Annotated in this window: 19 protein-coding genes and 2 tRNA genes; 13 read left to right on the top strand and 8 right to left on the bottom strand. The window is 56.5% G+C overall.

The annotated features are described in order from the left end of the window. Positions 1–37 precede the first annotated feature (37 nt). The 4 genes from HDF09_RS00645 to HDF09_RS00630 all read left to right on the top strand — a co-directional run bounded on the left by HDF09_RS00645 (position 38) and on the right by HDF09_RS00630 (position 3,950). A complete protein-coding gene (locus HDF09_RS00645; RefSeq protein WP_183763011.1) occupies positions 38–1,075 on the top strand; it encodes an LLM class flavin-dependent oxidoreductase in 1,038 nt (345 codons plus the stop codon). 96 nt (positions 1,076–1,171) lie between these two features. Further along, the gene (gene bla, locus HDF09_RS00640) at positions 1,172–2,029 is read left to right on the top strand and encodes a subclass B3 metallo-beta-lactamase (protein WP_183760286.1); all 858 of its coding nucleotides are present in this window, start codon (positions 1,172–1,174) and stop codon (positions 2,027–2,029) included. Between the two features lie 243 nt (positions 2,030–2,272). Beyond that, complete coding sequence (locus HDF09_RS00635; RefSeq protein ID WP_183760284.1) at positions 2,273–2,716, top strand: hypothetical protein; 444 nt, start codon at positions 2,273–2,275, stop codon at positions 2,714–2,716. Positions 2,717–2,804: 88 nt separating this feature from the next. Then, entirely contained in the window at positions 2,805–3,950 is a 1,146-nt protein-coding gene (locus tag HDF09_RS00630) for an acyltransferase family protein (protein WP_183760282.1), read from the top strand. Between the two features lie 34 nt (positions 3,951–3,984). Here the strand turns inward: HDF09_RS00630 and HDF09_RS00625 are convergent, their stop codons facing one another. From HDF09_RS00625 to HDF09_RS00615, 3 genes are all read right to left on the bottom strand, one after another. Further along, complete coding sequence (locus HDF09_RS00625; protein WP_183760280.1) at positions 3,985–4,959, bottom strand: glycosyltransferase family 2 protein; 975 nt, start codon at positions 4,957–4,959, stop codon at positions 3,985–3,987. Between the two features lie 132 nt (positions 4,960–5,091). After that, the gene (locus HDF09_RS00620) at positions 5,092–5,325 is read right to left on the bottom strand and encodes a TonB family protein (RefSeq protein ID WP_183760278.1); all 234 of its coding nucleotides are present in this window, start codon (positions 5,323–5,325) and stop codon (positions 5,092–5,094) included. 192 nt (positions 5,326–5,517) lie between these two features. Then, positions 5,518–6,303 (bottom strand): DeoR/GlpR family DNA-binding transcription regulator, encoded by a 786-nt coding sequence (locus HDF09_RS00615; protein ID WP_183760276.1) that lies wholly within the window; start codon positions 6,301–6,303, stop codon positions 5,518–5,520. Between the two features lie 252 nt (positions 6,304–6,555). On the opposite strand from HDF09_RS00615, the gene HDF09_RS00610 reads away from it, so the two are divergent. The 3 genes from HDF09_RS00610 to HDF09_RS00600 all read left to right on the top strand — a co-directional run bounded on the left by HDF09_RS00610 (position 6,556) and on the right by HDF09_RS00600 (position 12,108). Beyond that, positions 6,556–10,008: a TonB-dependent receptor gene (locus HDF09_RS00610; RefSeq protein ID WP_183760273.1), complete on the top strand. Its 3,453-nt coding sequence runs from the start codon at positions 6,556–6,558 to the stop codon at positions 10,006–10,008. 203 nt (positions 10,009–10,211) lie between these two features. Beyond that, complete coding sequence (locus HDF09_RS00605) at positions 10,212–11,147, top strand: N-acetylglucosamine kinase (protein WP_183760271.1); 936 nt, start codon at positions 10,212–10,214, stop codon at positions 11,145–11,147. A gap of 214 nt (positions 11,148–11,361) precedes the next feature. Next, positions 11,362–12,108: a copper homeostasis protein CutC gene (locus HDF09_RS00600; protein ID WP_183760270.1), complete on the top strand. Its 747-nt coding sequence runs from the start codon at positions 11,362–11,364 to the stop codon at positions 12,106–12,108. 472 nt (positions 12,109–12,580) lie between these two features. Here the strand turns inward: HDF09_RS00600 and HDF09_RS00595 are convergent. Continuing rightward, positions 12,581–12,657, bottom strand: a tRNA-Val gene (locus tag HDF09_RS00595). Positions 12,658–12,811: 154 nt separating this feature from the next. On the opposite strand from HDF09_RS00595, the gene HDF09_RS00590 reads away from it, so the two are divergent. The 4 genes from HDF09_RS00590 to HDF09_RS00575 all read left to right on the top strand — a co-directional run bounded on the left by HDF09_RS00590 (position 12,812) and on the right by HDF09_RS00575 (position 16,119). Then, positions 12,812–13,024, top strand: coding sequence for a heavy-metal-associated domain-containing protein (locus HDF09_RS00590; RefSeq protein ID WP_183760268.1), 213 nt, complete (start codon positions 12,812–12,814; stop codon positions 13,022–13,024). 14 nt (positions 13,025–13,038) lie between these two features. Beyond that, the gene (locus tag HDF09_RS00585) at positions 13,039–15,486 is read left to right on the top strand and encodes a heavy metal translocating P-type ATPase (RefSeq protein ID WP_183760266.1); all 2,448 of its coding nucleotides are present in this window, start codon (positions 13,039–13,041) and stop codon (positions 15,484–15,486) included. A gap of 8 nt (positions 15,487–15,494) precedes the next feature. Continuing rightward, complete coding sequence (locus tag HDF09_RS21465; protein ID WP_183760264.1) at positions 15,495–15,863, top strand: metal-sensitive transcriptional regulator; 369 nt, start codon at positions 15,495–15,497, stop codon at positions 15,861–15,863. Positions 15,864–16,042: 179 nt separating this feature from the next. Continuing rightward, positions 16,043–16,119, top strand: a tRNA-Asp gene (locus tag HDF09_RS00575). A gap of 424 nt (positions 16,120–16,543) precedes the next feature. Here HDF09_RS00575 and HDF09_RS00570 read toward each other — a convergent pair. The 4 genes from HDF09_RS00570 to HDF09_RS00555 all read right to left on the bottom strand — a co-directional run bounded on the left by HDF09_RS00570 (position 16,544) and on the right by HDF09_RS00555 (position 19,676). Next, positions 16,544–17,281, bottom strand: coding sequence for an SDR family oxidoreductase (locus HDF09_RS00570; RefSeq protein ID WP_183760262.1), 738 nt, complete (start codon positions 17,279–17,281; stop codon positions 16,544–16,546). Positions 17,282–17,343: 62 nt separating this feature from the next. Continuing rightward, positions 17,344–18,105 (bottom strand): SDR family oxidoreductase, encoded by a 762-nt coding sequence (locus HDF09_RS00565; protein WP_183760260.1) that lies wholly within the window; start codon positions 18,103–18,105, stop codon positions 17,344–17,346. Positions 18,106–18,151: 46 nt separating this feature from the next. Further along, positions 18,152–18,553 carry a nuclear transport factor 2 family protein gene (locus HDF09_RS00560; RefSeq protein ID WP_183760258.1) on the bottom strand — a complete coding sequence of 134 codons (402 nt, stop codon included), beginning with the start codon at positions 18,551–18,553 and terminating at the stop codon, positions 18,152–18,154. Positions 18,554–18,572: 19 nt separating this feature from the next. Continuing rightward, the gene (locus tag HDF09_RS00555; protein ID WP_183760256.1) at positions 18,573–19,676 is read right to left on the bottom strand and encodes an alkene reductase; all 1,104 of its coding nucleotides are present in this window, start codon (positions 19,674–19,676) and stop codon (positions 18,573–18,575) included. A gap of 181 nt (positions 19,677–19,857) precedes the next feature. Between HDF09_RS00555 and HDF09_RS20575 the strand changes: the two genes are divergently transcribed. Continuing rightward, positions 19,858–20,124: a TetR/AcrR family transcriptional regulator gene (locus tag HDF09_RS20575; protein ID WP_260180840.1), complete on the top strand. Its 267-nt coding sequence runs from the start codon at positions 19,858–19,860 to the stop codon at positions 20,122–20,124. A gap of 38 nt (positions 20,125–20,162) precedes the next feature. After that, entirely contained in the window at positions 20,163–20,363 is a 201-nt protein-coding gene (locus tag HDF09_RS20570; protein WP_260180839.1) for a hypothetical protein, read from the top strand. Positions 20,364–20,831 lie beyond the last annotated feature (468 nt).

Genomic DNA, 20,831 nt, shown 5'->3' with positions numbered 1-20,831 from the left:
GACGGGGATCACAAAGGCTTCGATCGCAAAGACTGGGATGCGATACGGCTTCTGGTTGCCGGTCTTTGGGGGCTGGCTGCGCAACGTCGAGGACGAGAAGATGGTTGCGAGCTGGGAGTATGTGCGCGACCTGGCGAAGAAGGCGGAGACGATTGGATACGATCTGACTCTGATTGCGGAGTTGAATCTGAATGACATCAAGGGTGTGGATGCTCCTTCGCTCGATGCGTGGTCGACGGCTGCGGCACTGGCTGCGGTGACGGAGCGGCTGGAGCTGATGGTTGCGGTGCGGCCTACGTTTCATAACCCGGCGCTGCTGGCAAAGCAGGCGGCTTCGATCGATCAGATGTCGCATGGGCGGCTGACGTTGAATGTGGTTTCGAGCTGGTGGAAGGATGAGGCTACGAAGTATGGGGTTCACTTCGACGAGCATGACGATCGGTATGCGCGGACGTCGGAGTGGCTCGATGTGGTGGATGGATGCTGGAAGACGCAGGGGTTTTCTTATAAAGGCAACTACTATGACGTGCGGGAGAATGTGCTTTCGCCGAAGCCGGTGAGCAAGCCGCGGCCTACGTTGTATGCGGGTGGCGAGTCGGAGACGGCGAAGAATCTGATTGCGGCGAAGTGCGATGCGTACCTGATGCATGGCGATGCTCCGGAGGCTGTGGGGAAGAAGATCGTCGACATGCGGGAGCGGCGCGAGAAGTTGGGGCTGGGGCCTATGACGTTTGGCGTTGCGGGGTATGCGGTGGTGCGGGACTCGGAGGCGGAGGCGCTCGGCGAGGTGGAGCGGATTACGGATGTGAAGCAGTCGGCGCGTGGGTATGCGAACTATGAGCAGTGGGTGACGGGGTCGAACCTGCAGACGGAGATCTCGTTGAAGGACTACTCGGTGTCGAATCGCGGGCTGCGGTGCGGGTTTGTGGGAACGCCGGAGCAGGTGGCGGAGCGGATGGAGGAGTTTGCCGCGGTGGGGGTGGATCTGGTGCTGCTGCAATCGAGTCCGCAGGCGGAGGAGATGGAGCGTTTTGGGGCTCAGGTGATTCGCAGCAAGACTGTCGCTGCAGTCTAGTTCTTCCCTTTGCGTTGAGGAGGATGTACCACTCAGGTTAATGGAGCCAGGGTTGGGAGCGTTGGCGGCGTCTTCGAGGGAGAGTTATGCTTTGCCATGCTGCTTCGCTCCCTCTTGCTGACCTTCGTCTTTGTCTGCGGTCTCTTCGCACAAAACGATCCTGACTGGACGACGAATCATGAGCCTTTTCGTGTGGTCGGTAATGTGTACTACGTGGGGAGTAAGGATCTGGGTTCTTACTTAGTTACGACACCGCAGGGACACATTCTCATCAACAGCAATCTGCCGAGCAGCGTTCCGCAGATTAGGAAGAATATTGAAGCGCTTGGGTTCAAGTTCAGCGATGTGAAGATTTTGCTCATAAGTCATGCGCATCGCGATCACTGCTCGGGAAGCAAGGTGTTGAAGCAGTTGACTGGCGCGAAGTATATGGTGATGGACCGGGATGTCCCGGTGGTGGAGTCGGGCGGCAAGACTGATTTTCAATATGGCAAGTCGTCGGGCAACTGGTATCCCGCAACGAAGGTTGACCGCGTGCTGCATGATGGGGATGAGGTTCGGTTGGGAGACGTCGTGTTGGTTGCGCATTTGACGCCCGGGCATACGAAGGGATGTACGACCTGGAGTTTGAAGGTACGCGACGGCGGTGCGGTTTATAACGTCGTGATTGTAGGCAGCCCTAATGTGAACCCCGGATATAAGTTGGTGAGGAGCGTGGTCTATCCGACAATGGCGCAGGACTATGAGTTGACGTTTCGGACATTGAAGTCACTGCCTTGCGATGTGTTTCTGGGGGCGCATGGGAGCTACTTTGATCTGGAGGAGAAGTTCGCGAGGATGAAGGCTGGAGCCGTCAACCCATTTGTTGATGCGGAGGGGTACAAAGCCTATGTGTCAGAGCGAGAGCAGGCGTTTCGGAAGGATTTGGCAAAGCAGTTGGGAGACGGCTTCTGAAGTGTAGCGCGTCCGAAAGGTGATATACCCTGCGTAAATCAAGGCATAGAATAGCTTAGATCTATTTCGTTGATTGCGTGACGAGTGGATCAGAGGGACGGTTGAGGGCCAACAGTGAGTGAATGGGTGCAGGGCCTAAAAAGGGCCACAATAGGGCGAGGTGTGCTCCTCGCCGGGATGGTGATACTGATTGCTGGTTGTCACTCGGGCCACCGAAGCGATGTTCTGAACGATCTTTCAAGATTGACTCAGCCGAAGACGGCAACGCTGGGGCCGATTCATTTAGCGGCTGAAGGTTCGGAAGCAATTACGGAGACGTGTGGGAAGCAATCCTTCGAAAATGCGCGCAACGGCTTGATCGTGAGCCAGACGGGATTGCATGAGGACGTGTTTGCTCTGCGTAGTCGTACGTCGTACGCCTCTATCGCATTTGGCCTGGACGATGCGCTGAGGCTTGAGGATGTGCTGCGGAAGGAGTTGAACGAAAACCAGCAGCCGCCGGAGGAGCGGGAGTGTGTTCAGCAGTTTGTGGGATACCTGGAGACGCTGACCGATCCGATGGTGGAGCAGGACAAACTGGCCAAGGATCTGGACGCGGCGGCGTTCAAGGACTCGACCAGGGAAGCGCAAGAAGAGCTGAAAAGAGAGCAGCAGAAGGCAGCGCCTACACCGTCTGGAAGAGACTGAGGCTTAGGTACTTTGGTAAGATGGTGATGGATCAAGATCGGTTACGCGCGTACTCCCCCTAGCACCTCCCCCGCCGAACTGGATCCATTTGCCGATCAACTTCAGCGCCATGCAGCTTTCAAAGACACATCATCAAATCGAAGGCCTTCAAATATGGCGAGCAATTGCCGTCATCCTAGTGGCTGCGCTCCATCTGATGCAGATGATGGGCGGAAGCGGTAGCTTGGCGATGGTGCGATTTGGAAATCTTGGGATGTTCGGCGTTGACATTTTTTTTGTCATCAGCGGATTTATTTTAGGGCTGACCGCGTTAAGGGCTGGGTCGGGAGAGCCCCGATTCGAATCACTCCACTTCATCGCCCGGCGCATCCTGCGAATCTTGCCGATCTACTGGATCGTGATTCTCTTCCCTTTGACTCGATGGCTTCGTTCGAGTGAGGTGTCGGGATTCACCTTCCTGGACTTCTGGTTTCTGCTTCCCGGCCTCTCTTATCCACGGGTCCACTTGATCATTGGCCTGGCGTGGACGCTGATCTTCGAGATGTTCTTCTATTACGTCCTGACTGTGTTTCTGCGGATCACGATACGAGATGCGGTTCGGAATACGATCGCTGCACTGGTTCTTCTGGTGGTGGTGGGGGAGTTTCTGGGCATCCGCCGATCGGGCCTAGTGATTGTCATGAATCCAATTCTGCTTGAGTTTGTGATGGGAAACATTACGGCACTTGGGTTTCAGAGATTCGGAAGACAGCGCAGGACAGGCATTGCGATGCTGGTTGCCGGAGTCCTTGCGGCAGGACTGGTCACTTTCTACACTACGACGAACGTCGCACTGGAACAGAACGTTCTGGTGGGGGTAGATATGCTTCCTCGAGTAGGGACCTGGGGAGTTGCGGCCTGGCTGCTGGTTAGCGGAATGGTTTTCTGGGGGCCGCAGGTGAGGTCTCGACTTGGCAAGATGCTGGTGGAAGTGGGGAATGGGTCTTACTCCATCTATTTAACCTCTGCGATTTCGACCGAGATGATCTCGCGACTCATGGCCAGGATTCCGATAGGGTTCCTGAGGAGCGGTCCCCTTGTCTTGAGAGAAGGGATCGCGCTGGTGTGCGTGATTCTGACAGGTATGGTCTGTTTCTGGTTCGTGGAAACGCCGCTACTCAGGTGGTTGAATGGCAGATACAAGTCGATTTTCCGTCGACGAGTTGCGGCAACAGCCCCTGTCGTCAGAGTCTGACGGGTGCTGCGAAGGTTTGTCTTGACGACGCGGGCTACTGGATGAGGCTCTCTTCGGAGCGCAGGCGCAGGATGCGGTCTACGGCGTAGGGTGCGCGGTGGGCGGCGGTATGAAAGTGGCGTACCTGGAGCTCTCCGAGCAGACCGATACCCATCATCTGGATTCCGGCGAGGATGAGAACGCCGGCGATGACGAAGAGGGGGCCGTGGAGGCTCATGATGTGCTGGCCAGTGACGATCTTGAGGATGAGAAGCCAGGCGGCCATGCCAAAGCCGGCTACCATGCCGAAGGCTCCAATGGTCCCGAAGAAGTGCAGCGGACGCGTCATATAGCGGAGCAGGAACCGGATGGTGAGGAGATCGAAGAAGACGCGGAAGGTGCGGGAGATTCCGTAGTGACTCTCTCCGAACTCGCGGGCGGGATTGGAGATGGGGATCTCGCAGATGCTTGCGCCATACCAGGAGGCGAGGGCGGGGATGAACCGATGCATCTCGCCGTAGAGGGGGATGTTCTGGATGACCTCGCGGCGGTAGGCCTTGAAGGTGGTGCCGAAGTCGTGGATGTCGACGCCGCTGAGTGCGGCCATGAGCCAGTTTGCAGCGCGAGAGGGGATGCGGCGCATGATGAAGTTGTCGCCGCGCTGGGAGCGCCAGCCGCTTACTACGTCGTAGCCCTCCTCGAGTTTTGCGAGGAAGCCAGGGATCTCGTCGGGGTCGTGCTGTAGGTCGCCGTCCATGGCGAGGATGAAGTCGCCCTGGGCGTGATCGAAGCCGGCGGCGAGGGCGGAGGTCTGACCGAAGTTGCGGCGGAGCTTGATGACCAGGACGCGGCTGTCTACGGCGGCAATCTCTTCGAGCAGGCGGTAGGTGCGATCGCGGGAGCCGTCGTCGACGAAGACCAACTCGAAGGTGTCGTTGACGTGCTCCATGACAGCCTTCAGGCGGTCGTAGAGAGTGGTGACATTCTCTTCCTCGTTATGGAAGGGGACGACGATGGAATATTTTGGCACTTTATTATGATACTCCCGGGGTTGCGTTCTTTGGATGACGATCGGAGGACAAAAGATCTGAATATGCTAGTTTTTTTGTCGATCGGCGCGAAGATCGAAGACCGACAGATGCCCGAAAGACGCCGAGACCCGCTAAAAGTGAAAGTTCATGACGTAATCCATACTCTGCGGCTTGCCTAGAAAGGAGCCAGCGACGAACTCGGCCTGTTGAGCAGCCGCGGTGGCTGCATCAGCCAGCCTAGCGTCGTCGCCGATCTCTACCCTGATCTCGCCCACTTTGCCATCCTCGAGGACATCGACGATCAGACGGACCTGGCCGTGAGTTCTGTGGCAGGGCTTCCCTGCCCGGCAATCCGGGGTTGGCATACTGATCAGCCTGGGCGGTACCATCGAGGGTCTGCTTTGAGCGTGGAGCTGCAGGAGCGCCGGCGCTCCTAGAAAAAGGGGGAAAAGGGCCCAGGCTGCACGCATGAACTCATAGTCTCATGAGTTGGTGGGAGGGTAACCGCAATCTTTTTGAATATCAGGCTTGCTTCGCATCTGGACGATGAACGCCCGTTAGACGATGATCACGCGGACCTGCTTTCGGTGGAAGGCCTCGACCAGCTCCGGATCGACGCTATCGTCCGTGATGATGGTGTGCAGGTCGCTTGTAGCGCAGACTTTGACGGGGGTGAAGATGCCGAGTTTGCTCGCATCCGCGACTGCAATGACCTGCTTGGCGTGTCTGACCATCTCGCCCAGAACCAGCGCTTCGTCGGATTCGATGACGGTCAGGCCGTGGTCGGGGTGAATTCCGCATGCGCCCATGAAGACCTTGTCGAAGAAGAGCCGCTGCAGTGAGTCGAAGGCGGTTGCACCGACCATTGAGAACGCGCCTGGCCAGCGGATGGAACCTCCCGTAAGGGTGACGCGGGCGTTGGGGAGGCTGGAAAACTCCATGCCGATATTGACCGCGTTGGTGACGATGTGGATGCCCTCACGATGCCTGAGGCTGCGGGCTACCTGGGTGGTGGTGGTGCCGGGCGAGAGCGCGATGGTGTCGCCCTCGTTGACCATCTCGGCGGCGGCGATGGCGATGCGGCGTTTCTCGTTCGCAAAACGCTCTTCGCGCAGGGGGAAGGCGGCATCGAACCGGAACGGCTCGTAGGTCATCTTGCCGGCCAGCTCGACGCTGCCGTGGGTGCGGTTCACCAGACCGCGCTGGGCAAGTTTGATCAGGTCGCGACGGACGCTCGCCGGGGAGGCGTCAATGGTGACGGCCAGATCCTCAACGCAGCTCTGGCCTTTCTGTAGCAGGAGGTGAAGTATCTGGTTTGCGCGATCCTGTGTCTTCTGGGCCATGTCTCGTCCATTCTAATCACGCTTAAATCTACATATGGCTAAATTTCGGCAGATTGGCGGTTCCATTTTGCGTATATGAACTAGTTTTCTTCAGAATTATGAAAAGTTGTGTTGACAAATGTTTACATAGATTTCTATGCTCTAGCAACAATTTGATTTTCATGACCGCATCAAGCGGATCTTCGGCATCGGCCAGCCGTTGTCCCCTGCGCGGATCCTCCCATGTCCTACAGTCACCCTGGAGTCGTTCAAATGATGAAAGCAGCGCAAAAGATGAAGTTTCTCAACCGTATCTCCTGGGTCGTGATTGCCATGGTGGCACTCTTCTGCACGCAGACCCTGCTGGCTCAGACCGTCACCGGAACGATCACCGGCGTGGTGACAGACCCGAGTGGCGCTCTCGTTGGGGGAGCGAGCGTAGTGGCGCACAACACGGATACAGGTGTGGACTCGACTGCGACAACAAATTCGGCTGGACTGTATCGAGTTCAGTTTCTGCCGATCGGCAGCTATGAGGTGACGATTGATGCGAAGGGCTTCGACAAGGAGACCATTCCTGCATTTCAACTGGAGGTTCTGCAGACGGTCACGTTCAATGTGAAGCTTACGATAGGCGCGAGCTCGACGGTGGTCAACGTCTCGGAGGCTGCGCCAATTCTGAACACCAATGACGCGACGCTCAGCGGTACGTTTACTACGAATACGATCCAGAACTTTCCTTTGAATGGTCTCGACTTCTCGGCTTTGACGCTCTACGTTCCTGGCTCCGTAAGCACGGTGGGCACCTCGGGCACGACGAGTATCGAGCGCAGCACTCAGTACACGGACTCGATCAACTTGAATGGCAACCGCGCCCAGGCGAACAACTACACGCTGGAGGGCATCGACCTGAATGAGACGTTCAATAACCTGATCGCGTATAGCCCTGCCCCCGAGTCTCTGCAGGAGATCAAGGTACTGACGGCCAACTCTCCGGCCGACTACGGCAACGTCAATGGTGCCGGTGTGGTCAGCATTCTCAAGAGCGGAACGAACCAATTTCATGGCTCGGCGTATGGCTACGTTCAGGACTACAGACTCAACGCAAACTCCTGGGTGAATAATCACCAGAGCCCGCCCATCCGCATCAACCCATTCTCCCAGTCTCAGTTTGGGGGCACCTTTGGCGGTCCGATCAAGCGCGACAAACTTTTCTTCTTTGTCGACTACCTGGGTTCTCGTTACCACCAGGGAGGAACCTCTCCGGCAAGCGTCTTTACCCAGGCCATGCGGAACGGAGATTTCTCCGCGCTTCTCACGGGCTCCAATCCGATTCAACTCTACGATCCGTTGAACGGGTTCGCTCCGTATGTCGGAAACAAGGGCGTCCCTATCGTCAACCCGGTTGCGAGGTATCTCTTCGCTCATCCGGAGCTGTACCCGCTGCCAAACGCCACACCGACGGACGGCATCGTCAACAATGATTACCAGGGAGCGCTGCGGACCTTCAGAGCGAACAACCAGGGAGATGTCAAGATCGAGTACACCCCGAACAATGCGGATAGGATCAGTGCGTTCTACTCGAAGTCGACTGCCTATGATGGAGCTACCTCGGTTCTGCCGGTCTCGTTTCCGAATGGCAGCATCTATCCGTCGCAGCTTGGCGGCCTCAGCTGGGTTCACATCTTCTCGCCGGCGATCGTCAACTCCGCACGCATCGGTTTCACACGCATCAATTGGAACCAGGGACTGCCGGTGGATCAGACCGGCGTGTTCGGCAACAAAGGAAACTCCGTTGTAGGGATCACCTTTCCCAACCAGGCCTACCAGGGCTTCACCTCACAAGGCATTAGCGGCGGTTTGAGCAGTTTAGGCAACAGTGCGCAAGACAATGGCAGCCTGACTGACAATACCTACAGCTACATTGATAACCTGACGTGGCAGCACGGCAAGAGCACGTTGAGCCTTGGCGTGCAGGCCCTCCGCTACCAGAACAACTATCCGACCAGCAATAACAACGGCTTCCTGGGATCGTTGAACTACAGCGGCGCCTTTAGCGGCAATCCTTCGCTTACAAACGCAGGTGGGTACGGGGGCGCGGACTTTGTGCTGGACCGTGTGAGCTCCGCCGCCGCCACCCTGACCAGCATCAACGTGGGTCAGCGGCAGTGGCGCGCCTCCGGATTCATCAACGACGACTACAAGGCCACGCCTCACCTGACCCTGAACGTGGGCCTGCGTTACGAGTATGACCAGCCGTGGGTGGAGTCCAATAACAAGACGGGCAACATCAATGTCGCCACCGGTCAGGTGATCTACGCGGGCAAGATACCCGCGGGTGCGCCTGTTGGATCGGGCCTATGCAGCACGCGGGCCTGCTATCAGGCCAACTATAGCCAGATCATGCCTCGCCTCGGCTTTGCGTATCAGGCAAGTGATCGTCTTGTCATTCGCGGCGGCTATGGCGCGACCAGCTTCTTTGAGGGCAACTCGTCCAATCAGCGTCTGACCTCCATCACACCGTTCATCCAGGCCGTCAATGTGACGGTCGTCACGCCGACGCCGGGCAACCCGGGGGTTCCACGAACAGCCGAGCAAGGGTTTACTGGGGGGACTGTGAGTGCGGGCGGCACGTTCAACGTGTATCCGCAGCACATTCAACCAGCTTATGTGCAGGAGTTCAACCTGACAACGGAGTATGCGATCACACGCTCGCTGTCGCTGCAGATCGGGTACGTCGGTGAACTGGGCCAGCATATTGAAGACTACGGCAATCTCAACCAGTATCTGGTTAACGGAGATCCTACGTCGGCTCCGTACTACAACAACCCGTTTATCGGGGTTAATGCGATCGATCCTTCGGTGAGCATCGGCTCCAATTCCCTGCTGATCACGGAATCGCGTGCAGCATCGAACTACCAGGCGCTCCAAACCGTTCTCCGTGAGCGCACCAGTCATGGGTTGGAGTTCACCGTGAACTACTCCTATGGAAAGGCACTGACCAACAGCGCAGGCAACTATTCGGTGAATACCTCAGGTGCAACCTTCGGGGGGCAGGGTGCGTTTCAGAACTACTACGACAGTGCTGCGGACTGGGGCCCTGCTGCCTACGATGTACGCCACAACCTTAGCGGCACGGGTGTCTATGCCTTGCCCGTCGGTCATGGGAAGCAGTATCTCTCTGGAGTCAATCGCCTGGTAGACGAGGCGATCGGTGGTTGGAAGATCTCGACCGCCGCCGTCGTCTACAGCGGGTTTCCAGAGACGATCCTTGGGCCTGGGAACAACTCCAACAGCTTCGGGAATTCGCGTCCCAACCAGTACCGTGCGCTGAAGATCGTGAACCGTAGCATCGCCAACTGGTATGGCACCGATCCTTCAGCTATTCCCTGCACCACCCCTGGAGTAGACAACGGCCTGTGCGCCTTTGGAGCACCTGCCCCCAATACCTTTGGGGACGCGAGAAATGGCAACACCCGCAGTCCGCGTTATCTCAACGTTGACATGTCGGTCTTCAAGGACTTCGTTACCTTCCGTGAGCAGACTCTGGGCTTTCGGTTCGATGCCTTCAATGCCTTCAACATCGTCAGCTATGGCAACCCTGATACCAATATCGGTGACAGCAACTTCGGCAATATCTCAAACCAAGGAACCGCGTTTGGAATTCAGCAAGCCGTACGATCCACGGAACGGCATCTGCAGTTCTCAGCAAACTACAGGTTCTAACACGGTCTGCGGAGCAGTTTTCTGGAGTGTCGGCGACAGTAATTCTTCACCACAAGGGCAGGGCTTCGGCTCTGCCCTTGCCTCTTGATGGGCGGCTCTCCTGGGGGCTCGCACACTTTATTGCAACACCGTCTCAGATAGAAACAAATTTGCTGTCTTCTGTTGTTACTATTTTTTTGAAGTGAGAGAGAAGAGGAATAGGCTTGGCGTTTTATCTGGCACTGGATCTGGGCGGCACGAAGACGGAGTATGTACTGGCAGATGAGACCCGCGAACTGGCGCGAGTGCGGGGCGGCACCATCAAACGCATGCGTACCGACGCGAACACTGCGGCGCAGAATCTTGATAAGGCACTTGCCGAGTTGACCGCGTTGACCGGCGTGTCGATGAGATCGGTTACACGCAGTTGTGTTGGCGCGGCAGGCATCACGGTGGCGTTGGTGACCGACTGGATACGCGAAGCTTTTGCGGAGCGCGTTGGGGGCTCGCTGGTCCTCGTTGGGGATGTGGAGATCGCGCTCGATGCCGCGTTCTTCGGCGGGCCGGGAGTGCTTGTGATGGCCGGTACGGGCTCGAACGTCGCCGGGCGCTTTCTATCTGGGGATCTGACAACTGCCGGCGGTTGGGGACCTGCGCTGGCCGATCAGGGCTCCGGCAACAGAATCGGGCATCAGGCGCTGCGCGATACTTTTTTTGCCATCGATGAAGAGCGTACGACCACTTTGCTGCCGGCGATTCTTGATCTGTGGCAGCTTCCCGATCTCGATTCGCTTATCGGGTATGCCAACCAGATCCCTGCTCCGGACTTTACCCGCCTTGCTCCCCTGGTGGTGAGGTGCGCGGTGGAGGGAGACGCTGTGGCGCAGAACGTTCTTCAGCGCGAAGCAGAAGAGCTGGCCCACCTTGCGCATCTGGTCATCGAGCGGCTGCGGCGTGACGCATCCGAGAGCCGTTCGGGATGGGTTCCCGACCTTGCGTTCACCGGGAGCATCCTTGAACATGTCGCGCCGATCCGGGACGGAATCGTTCAAGCTCTGCTACGCCGGTACCCCTCCCTGAAGGTTCTGCCCGGCACTGTCGATCCCATCCTGGGTGCTCTCTGGCGGGCGCGGATTGGAGAACTGCCGAAAGCTGGATGAATAGCGTCAGACACTCTTTGACTCGACGCTAAAGCCGATGCATTGACTTTCTCGATCCACATCTCTCATAATTTTGATTATTTGAGACTAAAATTTCCACTTTATGAATTTTTCCTGTATATAAGTAAGGGCCTCTTTGTCGGATACCTCTCTGCAGGATGGCCAGGCTAACTAAATTCAAGGATCGGAAAGCTCCCGTGGTTCGTGTGAGTTGATGCGCAAGATTATCTTCGAACTCTGTGCCGAGAGTATTCAGGCTTGTCTCGCCGCGCGCGAAGGCGGGGCTGATCGCATTGAACTGTGCACCGCCCTCAGCGAAGGTGGTCTTACCCCGAGTCACGGTCTTACACGCGCCGCGGTTCTCCGCAGCGGACTTCCCGTTCATGTTCTCTTGCGGCCTCGAAGCGGCGACTTCGACTATACGGACGATGAGTTCGCCCTGATGCGAGAGGATCTACTTCATGCGCGCAGTCTCGGAGCGAGCGGCTTTGTGCTCGGCATACTTCGCATCGACGGCACGGTGGACGCGGAACGGACGCGCGAGCTTGTAGAACTGGCTGCCCCGCTCGAGATCACCTTTCATCGCGCCTTCGATTACACCAACTCGCTGGAACAGGCTTTGGAAGACGTGATTGCGACTGGCTGCAGGCGTGTTCTCACCTCCGGGGGCGAACCTGATGTGCTCTCGGGAGTGGACAAGCTGGCGCGGCTGGTGAAACTAGCTGACGGAAGAATTGATGTCGCCGTCGGCGGCGGTCTGCGTATTAAGGATGCAAAGGCCCTGGCTCGTGCGACTGGCGCCAGCCACTTTCATGGCTCTCTGCGTCGGAGCGAAGCCAGCAGGATGCAACACGAGCGTCGCTGGGTTCTGGAGGACGCAGATTCACTCGACGGCACCTCGCGCTTTGTGGTGGACTCGGCTGATGTGCTGGCCATGATCGAGAACCTGCGAAGCTCCTGACTTCCGGACCACGTTCGACGTGCATTGAAGCTGAATTGCAAGTCACTTCCAACAGGTCTTAGTCTGGTATGCCCTTCGCGTTGCAGATGGAGCAGGTGCGCCGGTGCTCTCTAAGAATCTCCATGGCTGCAGCCTGTTCACGCTTTGCTGTCTGAAACCTTGCGCTGCGCACGGCAAACGGCGATGCGTTTGGAGAAGAGCTCTCTAAATCATTTTCGGCTGCTAACCGCGTCCTTGTGGCTTCTTCATACTGGCGTTCGGTCCTGTAGCATTCTGGGTTTGACATGGCAGGAAAGCCCTCACAAGAAGATGAAGCACAACGATCCGATTTACTGGCACTGCCGGACTATAACAGACCATCTCTCCACTTAATTCAAAAGCCTCCCAGACTGCTGAGGAGGCTTTTCTTCATTTCTTGATTGCACTCATGTAGAACACGAATGTTTGGAGGTCTACTAACTTATTGAAATCATGGTGGGCAGTGAGGGATTCGAACCCCCGACCCTCTCGGTGTAAACGAGATGCTCTAACCAACTGAGCTAACCGCCCATTAAATTTCTTTAGAACCTGAGTCAGTGTATGGGAGCGGCGGGCTGGATGCAATGTGTGGCTGCCTGACACTTCATTTCACTTCTGGCGCAGGTTATAATTTTTGATACCCCCAGGGGGTATTTTGCATCTAACCCTGAAGAGGAGAGATTTCATGCAGGAAGCGCTCGGGTTGTCGATTGAAGGAATGCATTGCGGAGCTTGTGTTCGCAGGGTGACGGACGCACTCGGAAAGATCGAAGGGGTTGAGGTGAGTTCGGTCGAGGTTGGATCGGCCAGGGTGGCGTTCGATCCGAAGCGGGTATCGGCGGAGAAGATCGCCGGTGCGGTCAACCGGATCGGCTTTACGGTACGCAGTGAAAAGTAACTGTGGAGGAAGCGATGTCGGGTAGTTTGAAGATCAAAGACGGAGTTGACGCCAAGGGATCGTTGGCCTCAGCTTCAGCCGTAGTCACGACACCGGTAGAGCATGTCACCATTCCTGTCTCCGGGATGACCTGCGCGGCGTGTCAGTCCTTTCTTCAGCGAGAGCTTGGCAATCAGGCTGGGGTGCGGGATGCGACGGTCAACCTGATGCTGCACAACGCGACGGTGACGTTCGATCCAGGTGCGACTTCGACCTCCGCACTGGTAGATGCGATTCGAAGCACAGGCTACGGCGCAGAGTTCCCTCTCGAACACCGGTCCGCCCTCGAAGAACAGGAGCAGCACGACGAGGCGCAGCTGAGGGAGTATCGGCAACTGCGAGTGAAGGCCGTGGCAAGCTTGATCGCCGGTGGCGTGGCCATGCTCTTGTCTATGCCACTGATGACGATCGACGGCATAGGCGGGATGGAGCGGATGAAAGATCCGCTGATGAGTTGGAACATGCGGGTGATCGATCCACTGTTGCGCAGCGCGCTTCCCTGGATGTATCGAATTGATGCTGACCTGATTCGCTGGTTCCTCTTTGCGCTTGCGACATTCATTCTGAGCTGGGCAGGACGACGGTTTTATACCAAGGCATGGTCTGCTCTTCGGCATAAGACGGCGGATATGAATACGCTGGTGGCGCTTGGTACCGGCGCCGCGTATCTCTACTCGGCTGCCAGTACGATCGCTCCCGGATTTTTTGTGGCGCGCGGCATCGCCCCTGATGTTTATTTTGAAGCGGTCTCTCTGATCATTGGGTTGGTGTTGGTTGGGAATGCGCTGGAGAGCAGGGCGAAGGGACAGACAGCAAGCGCTCTGCGAAAGCTTGTGCAGCTTCAACCGAAGACTGCGACTGTTCTGCGAGACGGTATGGAGAGCAGCGTGCCGTTGGAGTCGATCCGGAGTGGCGATGTTGTGCTGGTGCGGCCTGGCGAGCGAATACCTACGGATGGAGAGGTGATCGCGGGCAGGAGCAGCGTGGACGAGTCGATGCTGACAGGCGAGTCATTGCCGATTGAGAAGACGGCTCGAGACAGGGTGATGGGAGGAACGCTGAATCAGCGGGGATCGCTACAGTACAGGGCGACCAGCCTGGGGGCGGCCAGCACATTGGCACAGATAGTGCGCCTCCTGCGCGAGGCCCAGGGATCTCGTGCTCCAATTCAACGCATCGCGGATCGCATCAGCGCCGTGTTTGTTCCGACGGTGCTGGCAATTGCGATCGTTACCTTCGCGGCGTGGCGGTTGTTCGCTCCGCACTCCGGCGTGATGCAGGCGTTTGCGGCTGCCGTCACTGTACTGGTGATTGCCTGTCCTTGCGCGATGGGTCTGGCTGTTCCGACAGCCGTGATGGTGGCGACGGGACGGGGAGCCAACTATGGAATTCTCATCAAGGGTGGAGAGGCTCTTCAGCGATTGGAGAAGATCGATACCATCGTGCTGGACAAAACTGGAACCATTACGGCCGGGCGTCCCGAGGTCACTGATTTTTTTCTCGCTGCTAGCGATGACGATGCGGCAAGAACGCAGAGCCCGAGTGCCGTCGAGGATCATGTCCTGCTCGTTACGGCCGCACTGGAACGTGCCAGTGAACACCCTCTCGCTGAAGCCATCGTTCAATACGCCGTAGCACGAGGTTTGAATCTGCCTCAGGCTGAGGAGTTTGAATCGCTTCCCGGACTCGGCGTGGTGGGAGTCGTGGATGGCGAGACTCTATTGATTGGCAATACCGCATTGATGAACAAGAACGGGGTTCTCGTTGAGCCGATGGTTTCTACCGCAGAGCGAATGTCGGAGGAAGGAAAGACTCCGCTATGGATTGCGATCGAGGGCAGACTGGCCGCTGTTCTCGCGGTTGCGGATACGATCAAACCTGGCTCCATCGACGCTGTTCGCAAGATGCACGACGAGGGGCTTCGCGTGGTGATGCTTACCGGCGACAACGAACGCACAGCTCACGCCATTGCACAGAGAGTTGGCGTCGATGAGGTCCTTGCGGGAGTGCTCCCTGCTGGTAAGGTGGAGGCCGTTAAGCGTCTTCAAGCGGAAGGTCGAGTTGTCGCGATGGTCGGAGATGGGGTTAACGATGCTCCTGCACTCGCACAGGCTGATGTGGGGCTTACGATGGCCAGTGGCGCGGACATCGCGATGGAAGCCGGAGATGTAACGCTGATGCGGAGCGATCTTACTGGCGTCGCAGCAGCGATAACCCTGTCGCGGGGCACGATGCGCGTGATGCGGCAGAATCTGTTTTGGGCCTTCGTCTATAACGTGATCGGGATTCCGGTAGCGGCTGGTGCACTTTATCCGGCGTTTGGTTTGCTGCTGAGCCCGGTGATTGCCAGCGCGGCGATGGCGCTCAGTTCTTTCAGTGTTGTCACCAACAGCCTCCGATTGCGACGGCTGAGGCTTGAATAAGGAAAACCATGGCTACGAAAAAGACAAATCTTCCATCTAAAAACGCGGTAGTCGATTCCTGCGCCTGCGAGATAGGCGAATCGGAACGCAAGGCTACTGGGGTGGATCCTGAGATCAAGGCCTCCAACCTGCGCCGTCTGCGGCGTCTCGAAGGACAGATTCGGGGTTTGCAGCGCATGGTCGAGGAGGACCGCTACTGCGCCGACATTCTGACCCAGGTGTCGTCGGTGCAGGAGGCACTTCGCTCCGTGGCTCGGGCCTTGATGCGGAATCACCTCTCTCACTGTGCGACTCAAGCCATTCGCAGCGGATCGGTGGAGGAGAGGCAGGCGATGTACGATGAGTTGCTCGAACTCATCTATAAAAACGCCCGCTAACGACGAATCGGTCCATTAAAATCTTGCTTGATCTGATAGACTTACAACTGTCGTTGAGTTGGACGTACTGGTCTTCGAAAAGGACCGTAGCCGAACTCAAAGACAGCGAATCAGGTTTTTTGGCGATGGTATGTCTGCCCGTTCTGAGTAAGATATAATCGCTATCGAAGGTGAAATGTGGGGACGTAGCTCAGTTGGTTAGAGCGCTGCCCTGTCACGGCAGAGGTCGCGGGTTCGAGCCCCGTCGTCCCCGCCATATATTCCAAAAGACCTACGGAACGTATGGACCTATAGTGACAACTTGCAATCCGATCCACAATTTGCAATCGGCCAGTACGGAAGTCCAGCGCATTTGTCGATTGGAAATCTGTACGTTCTTAACGATGACAAGATTGCTTCTCATTCCGGATTCGGTCTTCATCACCATGCCAACGTCGAGATCATCACGTATGTTCGGTATAGAACAGTGACACGGGGACAATTGTTGTGGGAACTCGTGAGGAGCATTAAATGGCGTCCGGGATAGTGCGAGTACCATACCAGTCACTCTAGCCGCGCGATTCGTCGTCCCCAAAATTCCCCGCACTCGTGGCAGCCTACCCGGACCTAATATTGGTCTTTTTATCATGGGCAGGTTCATGCAACCTGCTTAAATATCAAAGCACCGCAGCTGCTCCCGATCAGACCTGCCCTCTGCCACCATCAACGAACAGTTCGATACCCGTGACGAAACTGGAGTCGTCCGACGCCAGAAACAGCGCCGCTTTTGCAATTTCGTCGGGATCACCCATCCGTCCCATTGGGATGGTGGACACGATTCGTGCGATGGCGTCTGCAGGTTGTCCATCGATAACCGGCGTATCGGTCGGCCCCGGACTAATAACGTTGGAACGAATATGACGGTCCTTGAGATCCGAGGTCCAGGTTCGGACAAAGGAACGGAGAGCGGCTTTCGTCGCACCATAGACGCCGAAGGCGGGCGTGCCTTTTACGCTCGCCACCGAGCCGTTGAGGATAATCGAGCCACCATCGTTCAGCAGCGGTAAGGCTTTCTGCACAGTGAAGAGCGTTCCTTTGACGTTGATGTCGAAGAGCTTGTCAAAATGCTCCACTGTGATTTTGCCTAGGGGAGCAAATTCGGCGACACCGGCGTTAGCGAAAACTACATCAATTCTCCCCTTGGTCGTGACGGCCTCATAGAGACGATCAAGGTCGGTCAATTTGGCGATGTCTCCTTGAACGCCAGTAACGTTGGTGCCAATTGCTTTCACGGCCTCGTCGAGCTCCTTTTGACGACGGCCTGTGATGAAGACGTAAGCCCCCTCCGTGACGAAGAGCTTTGCTGCAGCCAACCCTATCCCCGTCGTGCCACCGGTAATGACTGCCACTTTTCCTTGCAGCTTCTTAGTTCCGAACATTGGTAGTTTTCCTCTTGCTCCCCGGTCTCAATCCCCCTAAAAGATGCGCGGCCTGGCCTCGATTACGCTTGGGTTGAACCGAATAGCTTCAGCATTTGCTGATTGAACCCGTTCACCAAGGCATGTTCCTCAGGGCCAGGATTGGCTCGCAGAGGCTTCGCCGCTTGAACCAGAATTTCATCAGCATCTGTTCCAAGCACGTCCAACGTTTCGTTAATGAACTGGTCGAGAGGCATTGCCTGCTCCGCTTCCCGGCTGTTCATGAGTTCCGTGCGCACCCACGGCGGCGCTATCTCAAGAACGCGAACACCGCTGTCTCGAAGCAGGAAGCGTTGCGACAATACATAGGAGTGGAGCGCAGCTTTTGTGGCGGAGTAGACAGCCGTCACAGCCAACGGCACGAAGGCGAGGACCGATGTGTTGTACGCAATCACACCGCGACGGCTCTTCATCTGCTCCATCAGGGCAGATGTCAAGCGGATAGGTCCCAGAAGATTGGTCGTGACGGTCGACACAAGCAGCCTGTCGTCGATGACGCCCGTCGCCTGATCCGGTTCCATGATTCCGGCGTTATTGATGAGAACATTCAAATCCGGGTGTTCTGCGATCAGCTTCTTCGCCACACCTTTGATGCTGTCCGGGTCTGCGATGTCGAGTTCTATGGCTTCAATGCCTGGATTGGCCTTGGCAACGGAGTCCAGATGGCTCTTCCGTCGGCCTGAAATGATCACTATGTTTCCGCGCTTGTGCAGTTCCTCTGCGAGCCCACGGCCAATGCCCGATCCGCCGCCGGTAATGAAGATAGTGTTTCCAGTGAGATTCATGATGTCTCCGATCTGTGTGAGCAAATGTTGCGTGGATGTCGAACCCTTATGAAGGGAACCTGTCGCCAAACATGGGAAGGCCGCTGATGGATTCGGCCTTGGTCGCCTCGTCCTGCAGAACATCCCAATGCTCTCTAAGAAGTCCGTCTTCGAATCGGACAACGTCAGCGGCAATCCAGGCGGCGGGCCGTCCATTCCCTGTGAAACGGCCGTGCGCTATGACATAGTCACTTTCTGCAACAATGAGTTGATTCTCATAGCGCAACGTATCTGGCGACGAACGGACCAAAGCGAACAGTCCTTCGCGTCCCGGCGCGATGTGCGCGCTATGCTGGATGTACTTCGGCGACCAGAAGCGTTCTGCTGCTGCGTAGTCGCGTTTGTTGAAGAGAGTGTCGAAGGCTTCGAGAACAATCGCCTTGTTCTGTTCGGGTGTTGTCTTTGGCATGTTCAGCTCCTGGGTTTTCTTACGATGATTGGTAGGTTGGGTAATCGGAATAGCCGTGCGGCCCCGAGCCATACACGGTTTCCCAATCAACCTCAGCAAGAGGGGCATTCGAGGCAAACCTCTGGACCAGGTCAGGATTTGCGATGTAAGGACGGCCGAACGCTACCAGATCTGCCAACCCTTCCGCGATCAGACGATTCCCGCGATCACGGTCCATATTCACGTTCGCGATCAGTGTGCCTTTGTAGAGAGGACGGAAATGCTGGAACATGCCATCGTCTGCCAATTTCTCGAGTGGAGTACCGGAGAAGTCAGTGGTATTGCCCATGAGCAACAAGTGCGAGAGATTGTAAGAGCTCAGCTTCTGAATTGCGTATTCGGTGACGGGCAGGGTTTCGTCATTGGCTTGAAATGCACCGCCTTCGTGCATCGGGCTGATCTTGACTCCAACCCGTTGTGCATCAACCTCACCCAGGACCGACTCGACGACCTCGAAGAGAAAACGCGAGCGATTCTCCAGGCTCCCTCCATATTCGTCCTTACGCAGATTGGTGGTGGCGTTCAGAAACTGCGAGATCAAATAGAGATAGTTGGCGAGGATCTGGACACCATCGAAGCCGGCTTCCATCGCGTTTCGTGCAGCTCGCGCGAAGTCCGTAACCGTGACTTGAATCTCCTGCTTCGTCAGAGGCCGGGGTGTTACCGTGGGCTTCCTTCCCGTCCGCGTGACCGAGATCTGGCCTGGATCGACGTTCGATGCGGACACGGGCTGCGCGCCGTCCAGTAGTTCAGGATGCGAGATTGCGCCGGTGTGCCAGAGTTGTGCAATGATGCGACCACCAGCCGCATGGACGGCGTCCGTGACGCGTCGCCATCCGCGGACCTGCTCCTTCGTCCAGAGGCCTGGTGTGTCGGCCCAGCCAAATCCTTCGGGGCTAATCGCAGTGGCCTCGGCGATGATCAGTCCGGCCGAAGCGCGTTGCACGTAATACTCCGCCTGCAATGCTGTAGGCACATGATCGTGGGGATGGGCACGCATACGAGTGAGAGGCGCCATGACGATGCGGTTAGAAAGATCGAGCTCTCCCATTCGATACGGTGTGGAAAGCGGCTGATTCGACATCACATGTGCTCCTGCATGGGTCTTGTTGGGCCTGTCAAAGCCGTTTTGAACCATTCAGTTCTATACGATGATGGGGGCGTAGCGAGGATGCAGAGATATTGAACTATTTAGTTCTTTATCGAATAATATGTCTATGGGACGCCCGAAGAGCTTTAGCCGAGAGGAAGTGCTGGAGAAGGCTATGACCGTCTTCTGGAAGTACGGGTTTGCGGACACGAGCCTCCAGGAATTGGAACGAGCCACAGGCGTGAACAAGTCAGTGCTGTACACCGAGTTCCGAGACAAGGAAGATCTTTTTGTGGCGTGCCTTCGGCACTACCTCGAAAGCCAGGAGAAGAGAGGGCTTCTCACCAAGGAGCCTCTTGGCTGGAAGAACGTCGAGACTTTTCTCAAGAATGGCCCCTCAACAAGGGGGACCGGCAGGGATGTTTTTCCGTCAACTCTATGAGGGAGTTCGCTATCCTTCCGGATGAAGCTTACGGTGCCGTGGCTGAGAATCGAGCCCTGTTAGAGCGCCTTCTCGCCATGAATATCGAGGCAGAAAAGCCCAGGATGGCTCCTTCTGCCATTACGGAGATGGTGCTGTCCTTCTTCTCCGGATTATGCATTGAGCGCAACCTCAAATCCGGCAAAACCTCGCCGACCCGCAAGATCGAAAATTTCATGACTGCCCTTCGCAGTCTCTAATCACGATTGGCACCGATATGTCGGCTTTCTATGAGCAGGTCACTGGTGTCAACGTGTTTTTTCCTCAATCAACGTCTTTGACTTTGCTGTTGTTTGTTGTGCGGCACGTTGCTCTCCACCGTGTTTCTATTCGCACTCTTGAAGAGCCTTTCACGAAGCTGGCTCGGTGCCGGTTGAGGTTCGAGAGGAGAGTCGATGCTGCCATTTCTCGCCGGTCTCTTAGACCAAAGCCGACTCGCAGTCATCGGAACGCGGTGTCATCGCAACGAGTAAACATCATCCGACCCCACGGGTCGCCGACCTCGCACCCAGTCGTACGATCCACATTTCGGTCTCCAGCAACGCAAGGATGGTCTAATGTCTATTCCCGAGTTGTTCCAGAGAGATTTGCGGCCAACCTGAAGTTCCTGGCTGGAATTAACTCGAACAAGTCCGGTACCAGTCCTCATAAACCTCGGGTCAATTGAA

The organism is Edaphobacter lichenicola (assembly GCF_014201315.1).
Taxonomy (GTDB): Bacteria; Acidobacteriota; Terriglobia; order Terriglobales; family Acidobacteriaceae; genus Edaphobacter; species Edaphobacter lichenicola_B.
The sequence above is the reverse complement of the archived record's forward strand: the minus strand, read 5'-3'. Positions and strand labels throughout refer to the sequence as shown.

Coding starts and splice junctions, on each gene's coding strand:
- HDF09_RS00645 (WP_183763011.1), top strand. CDS start 38: ATGCGATACGGCTTCTGGTTGCCGGTCTTTGGGGGCTGGCTGCGCAAC.
- bla (WP_183760286.1), top strand. CDS start 1,172: ATGCTGCTTCGCTCCCTCTTGCTGACCTTCGTCTTTGTCTGCGGTCTC.
- HDF09_RS00620 (WP_183760278.1), bottom strand. CDS start 5,325: ATGCCAACCCCGGATTGCCGGGCAGGGAAGCCCTGCCACAGAACTCAC.
- HDF09_RS00615 (WP_183760276.1), bottom strand. CDS start 6,303: ATGGCCCAGAAGACACAGGATCGCGCAAACCAGATACTTCACCTCCTG.
- HDF09_RS00610 (WP_183760273.1), top strand. CDS start 6,556: ATGATGAAAGCAGCGCAAAAGATGAAGTTTCTCAACCGTATCTCCTGG.
- HDF09_RS00600 (WP_183760270.1), top strand. CDS start 11,362: ATGCGCAAGATTATCTTCGAACTCTGTGCCGAGAGTATTCAGGCTTGT.
- HDF09_RS00590 (WP_183760268.1), top strand. CDS start 12,812: ATGCAGGAAGCGCTCGGGTTGTCGATTGAAGGAATGCATTGCGGAGCT.
- HDF09_RS00585 (WP_183760266.1), top strand. CDS start 13,039: ATGTCGGGTAGTTTGAAGATCAAAGACGGAGTTGACGCCAAGGGATCG.
- HDF09_RS21465 (WP_183760264.1), top strand. CDS start 15,495: ATGGCTACGAAAAAGACAAATCTTCCATCTAAAAACGCGGTAGTCGAT.
- HDF09_RS00570 (WP_183760262.1), bottom strand. CDS start 17,281: ATGTTCGGAACTAAGAAGCTGCAAGGAAAAGTGGCAGTCATTACCGGT.
- HDF09_RS00565 (WP_183760260.1), bottom strand. CDS start 18,105: ATGAATCTCACTGGAAACACTATCTTCATTACCGGCGGCGGATCGGGC.
- HDF09_RS00560 (WP_183760258.1), bottom strand. CDS start 18,553: ATGCCAAAGACAACACCCGAACAGAACAAGGCGATTGTTCTCGAAGCC.
- HDF09_RS00555 (WP_183760256.1), bottom strand. CDS start 19,676: ATGTCGAATCAGCCGCTTTCCACACCGTATCGAATGGGAGAGCTCGAT.
- HDF09_RS20575 (WP_260180840.1), top strand. CDS start 19,858: ATGACCGTCTTCTGGAAGTACGGGTTTGCGGACACGAGCCTCCAGGAA.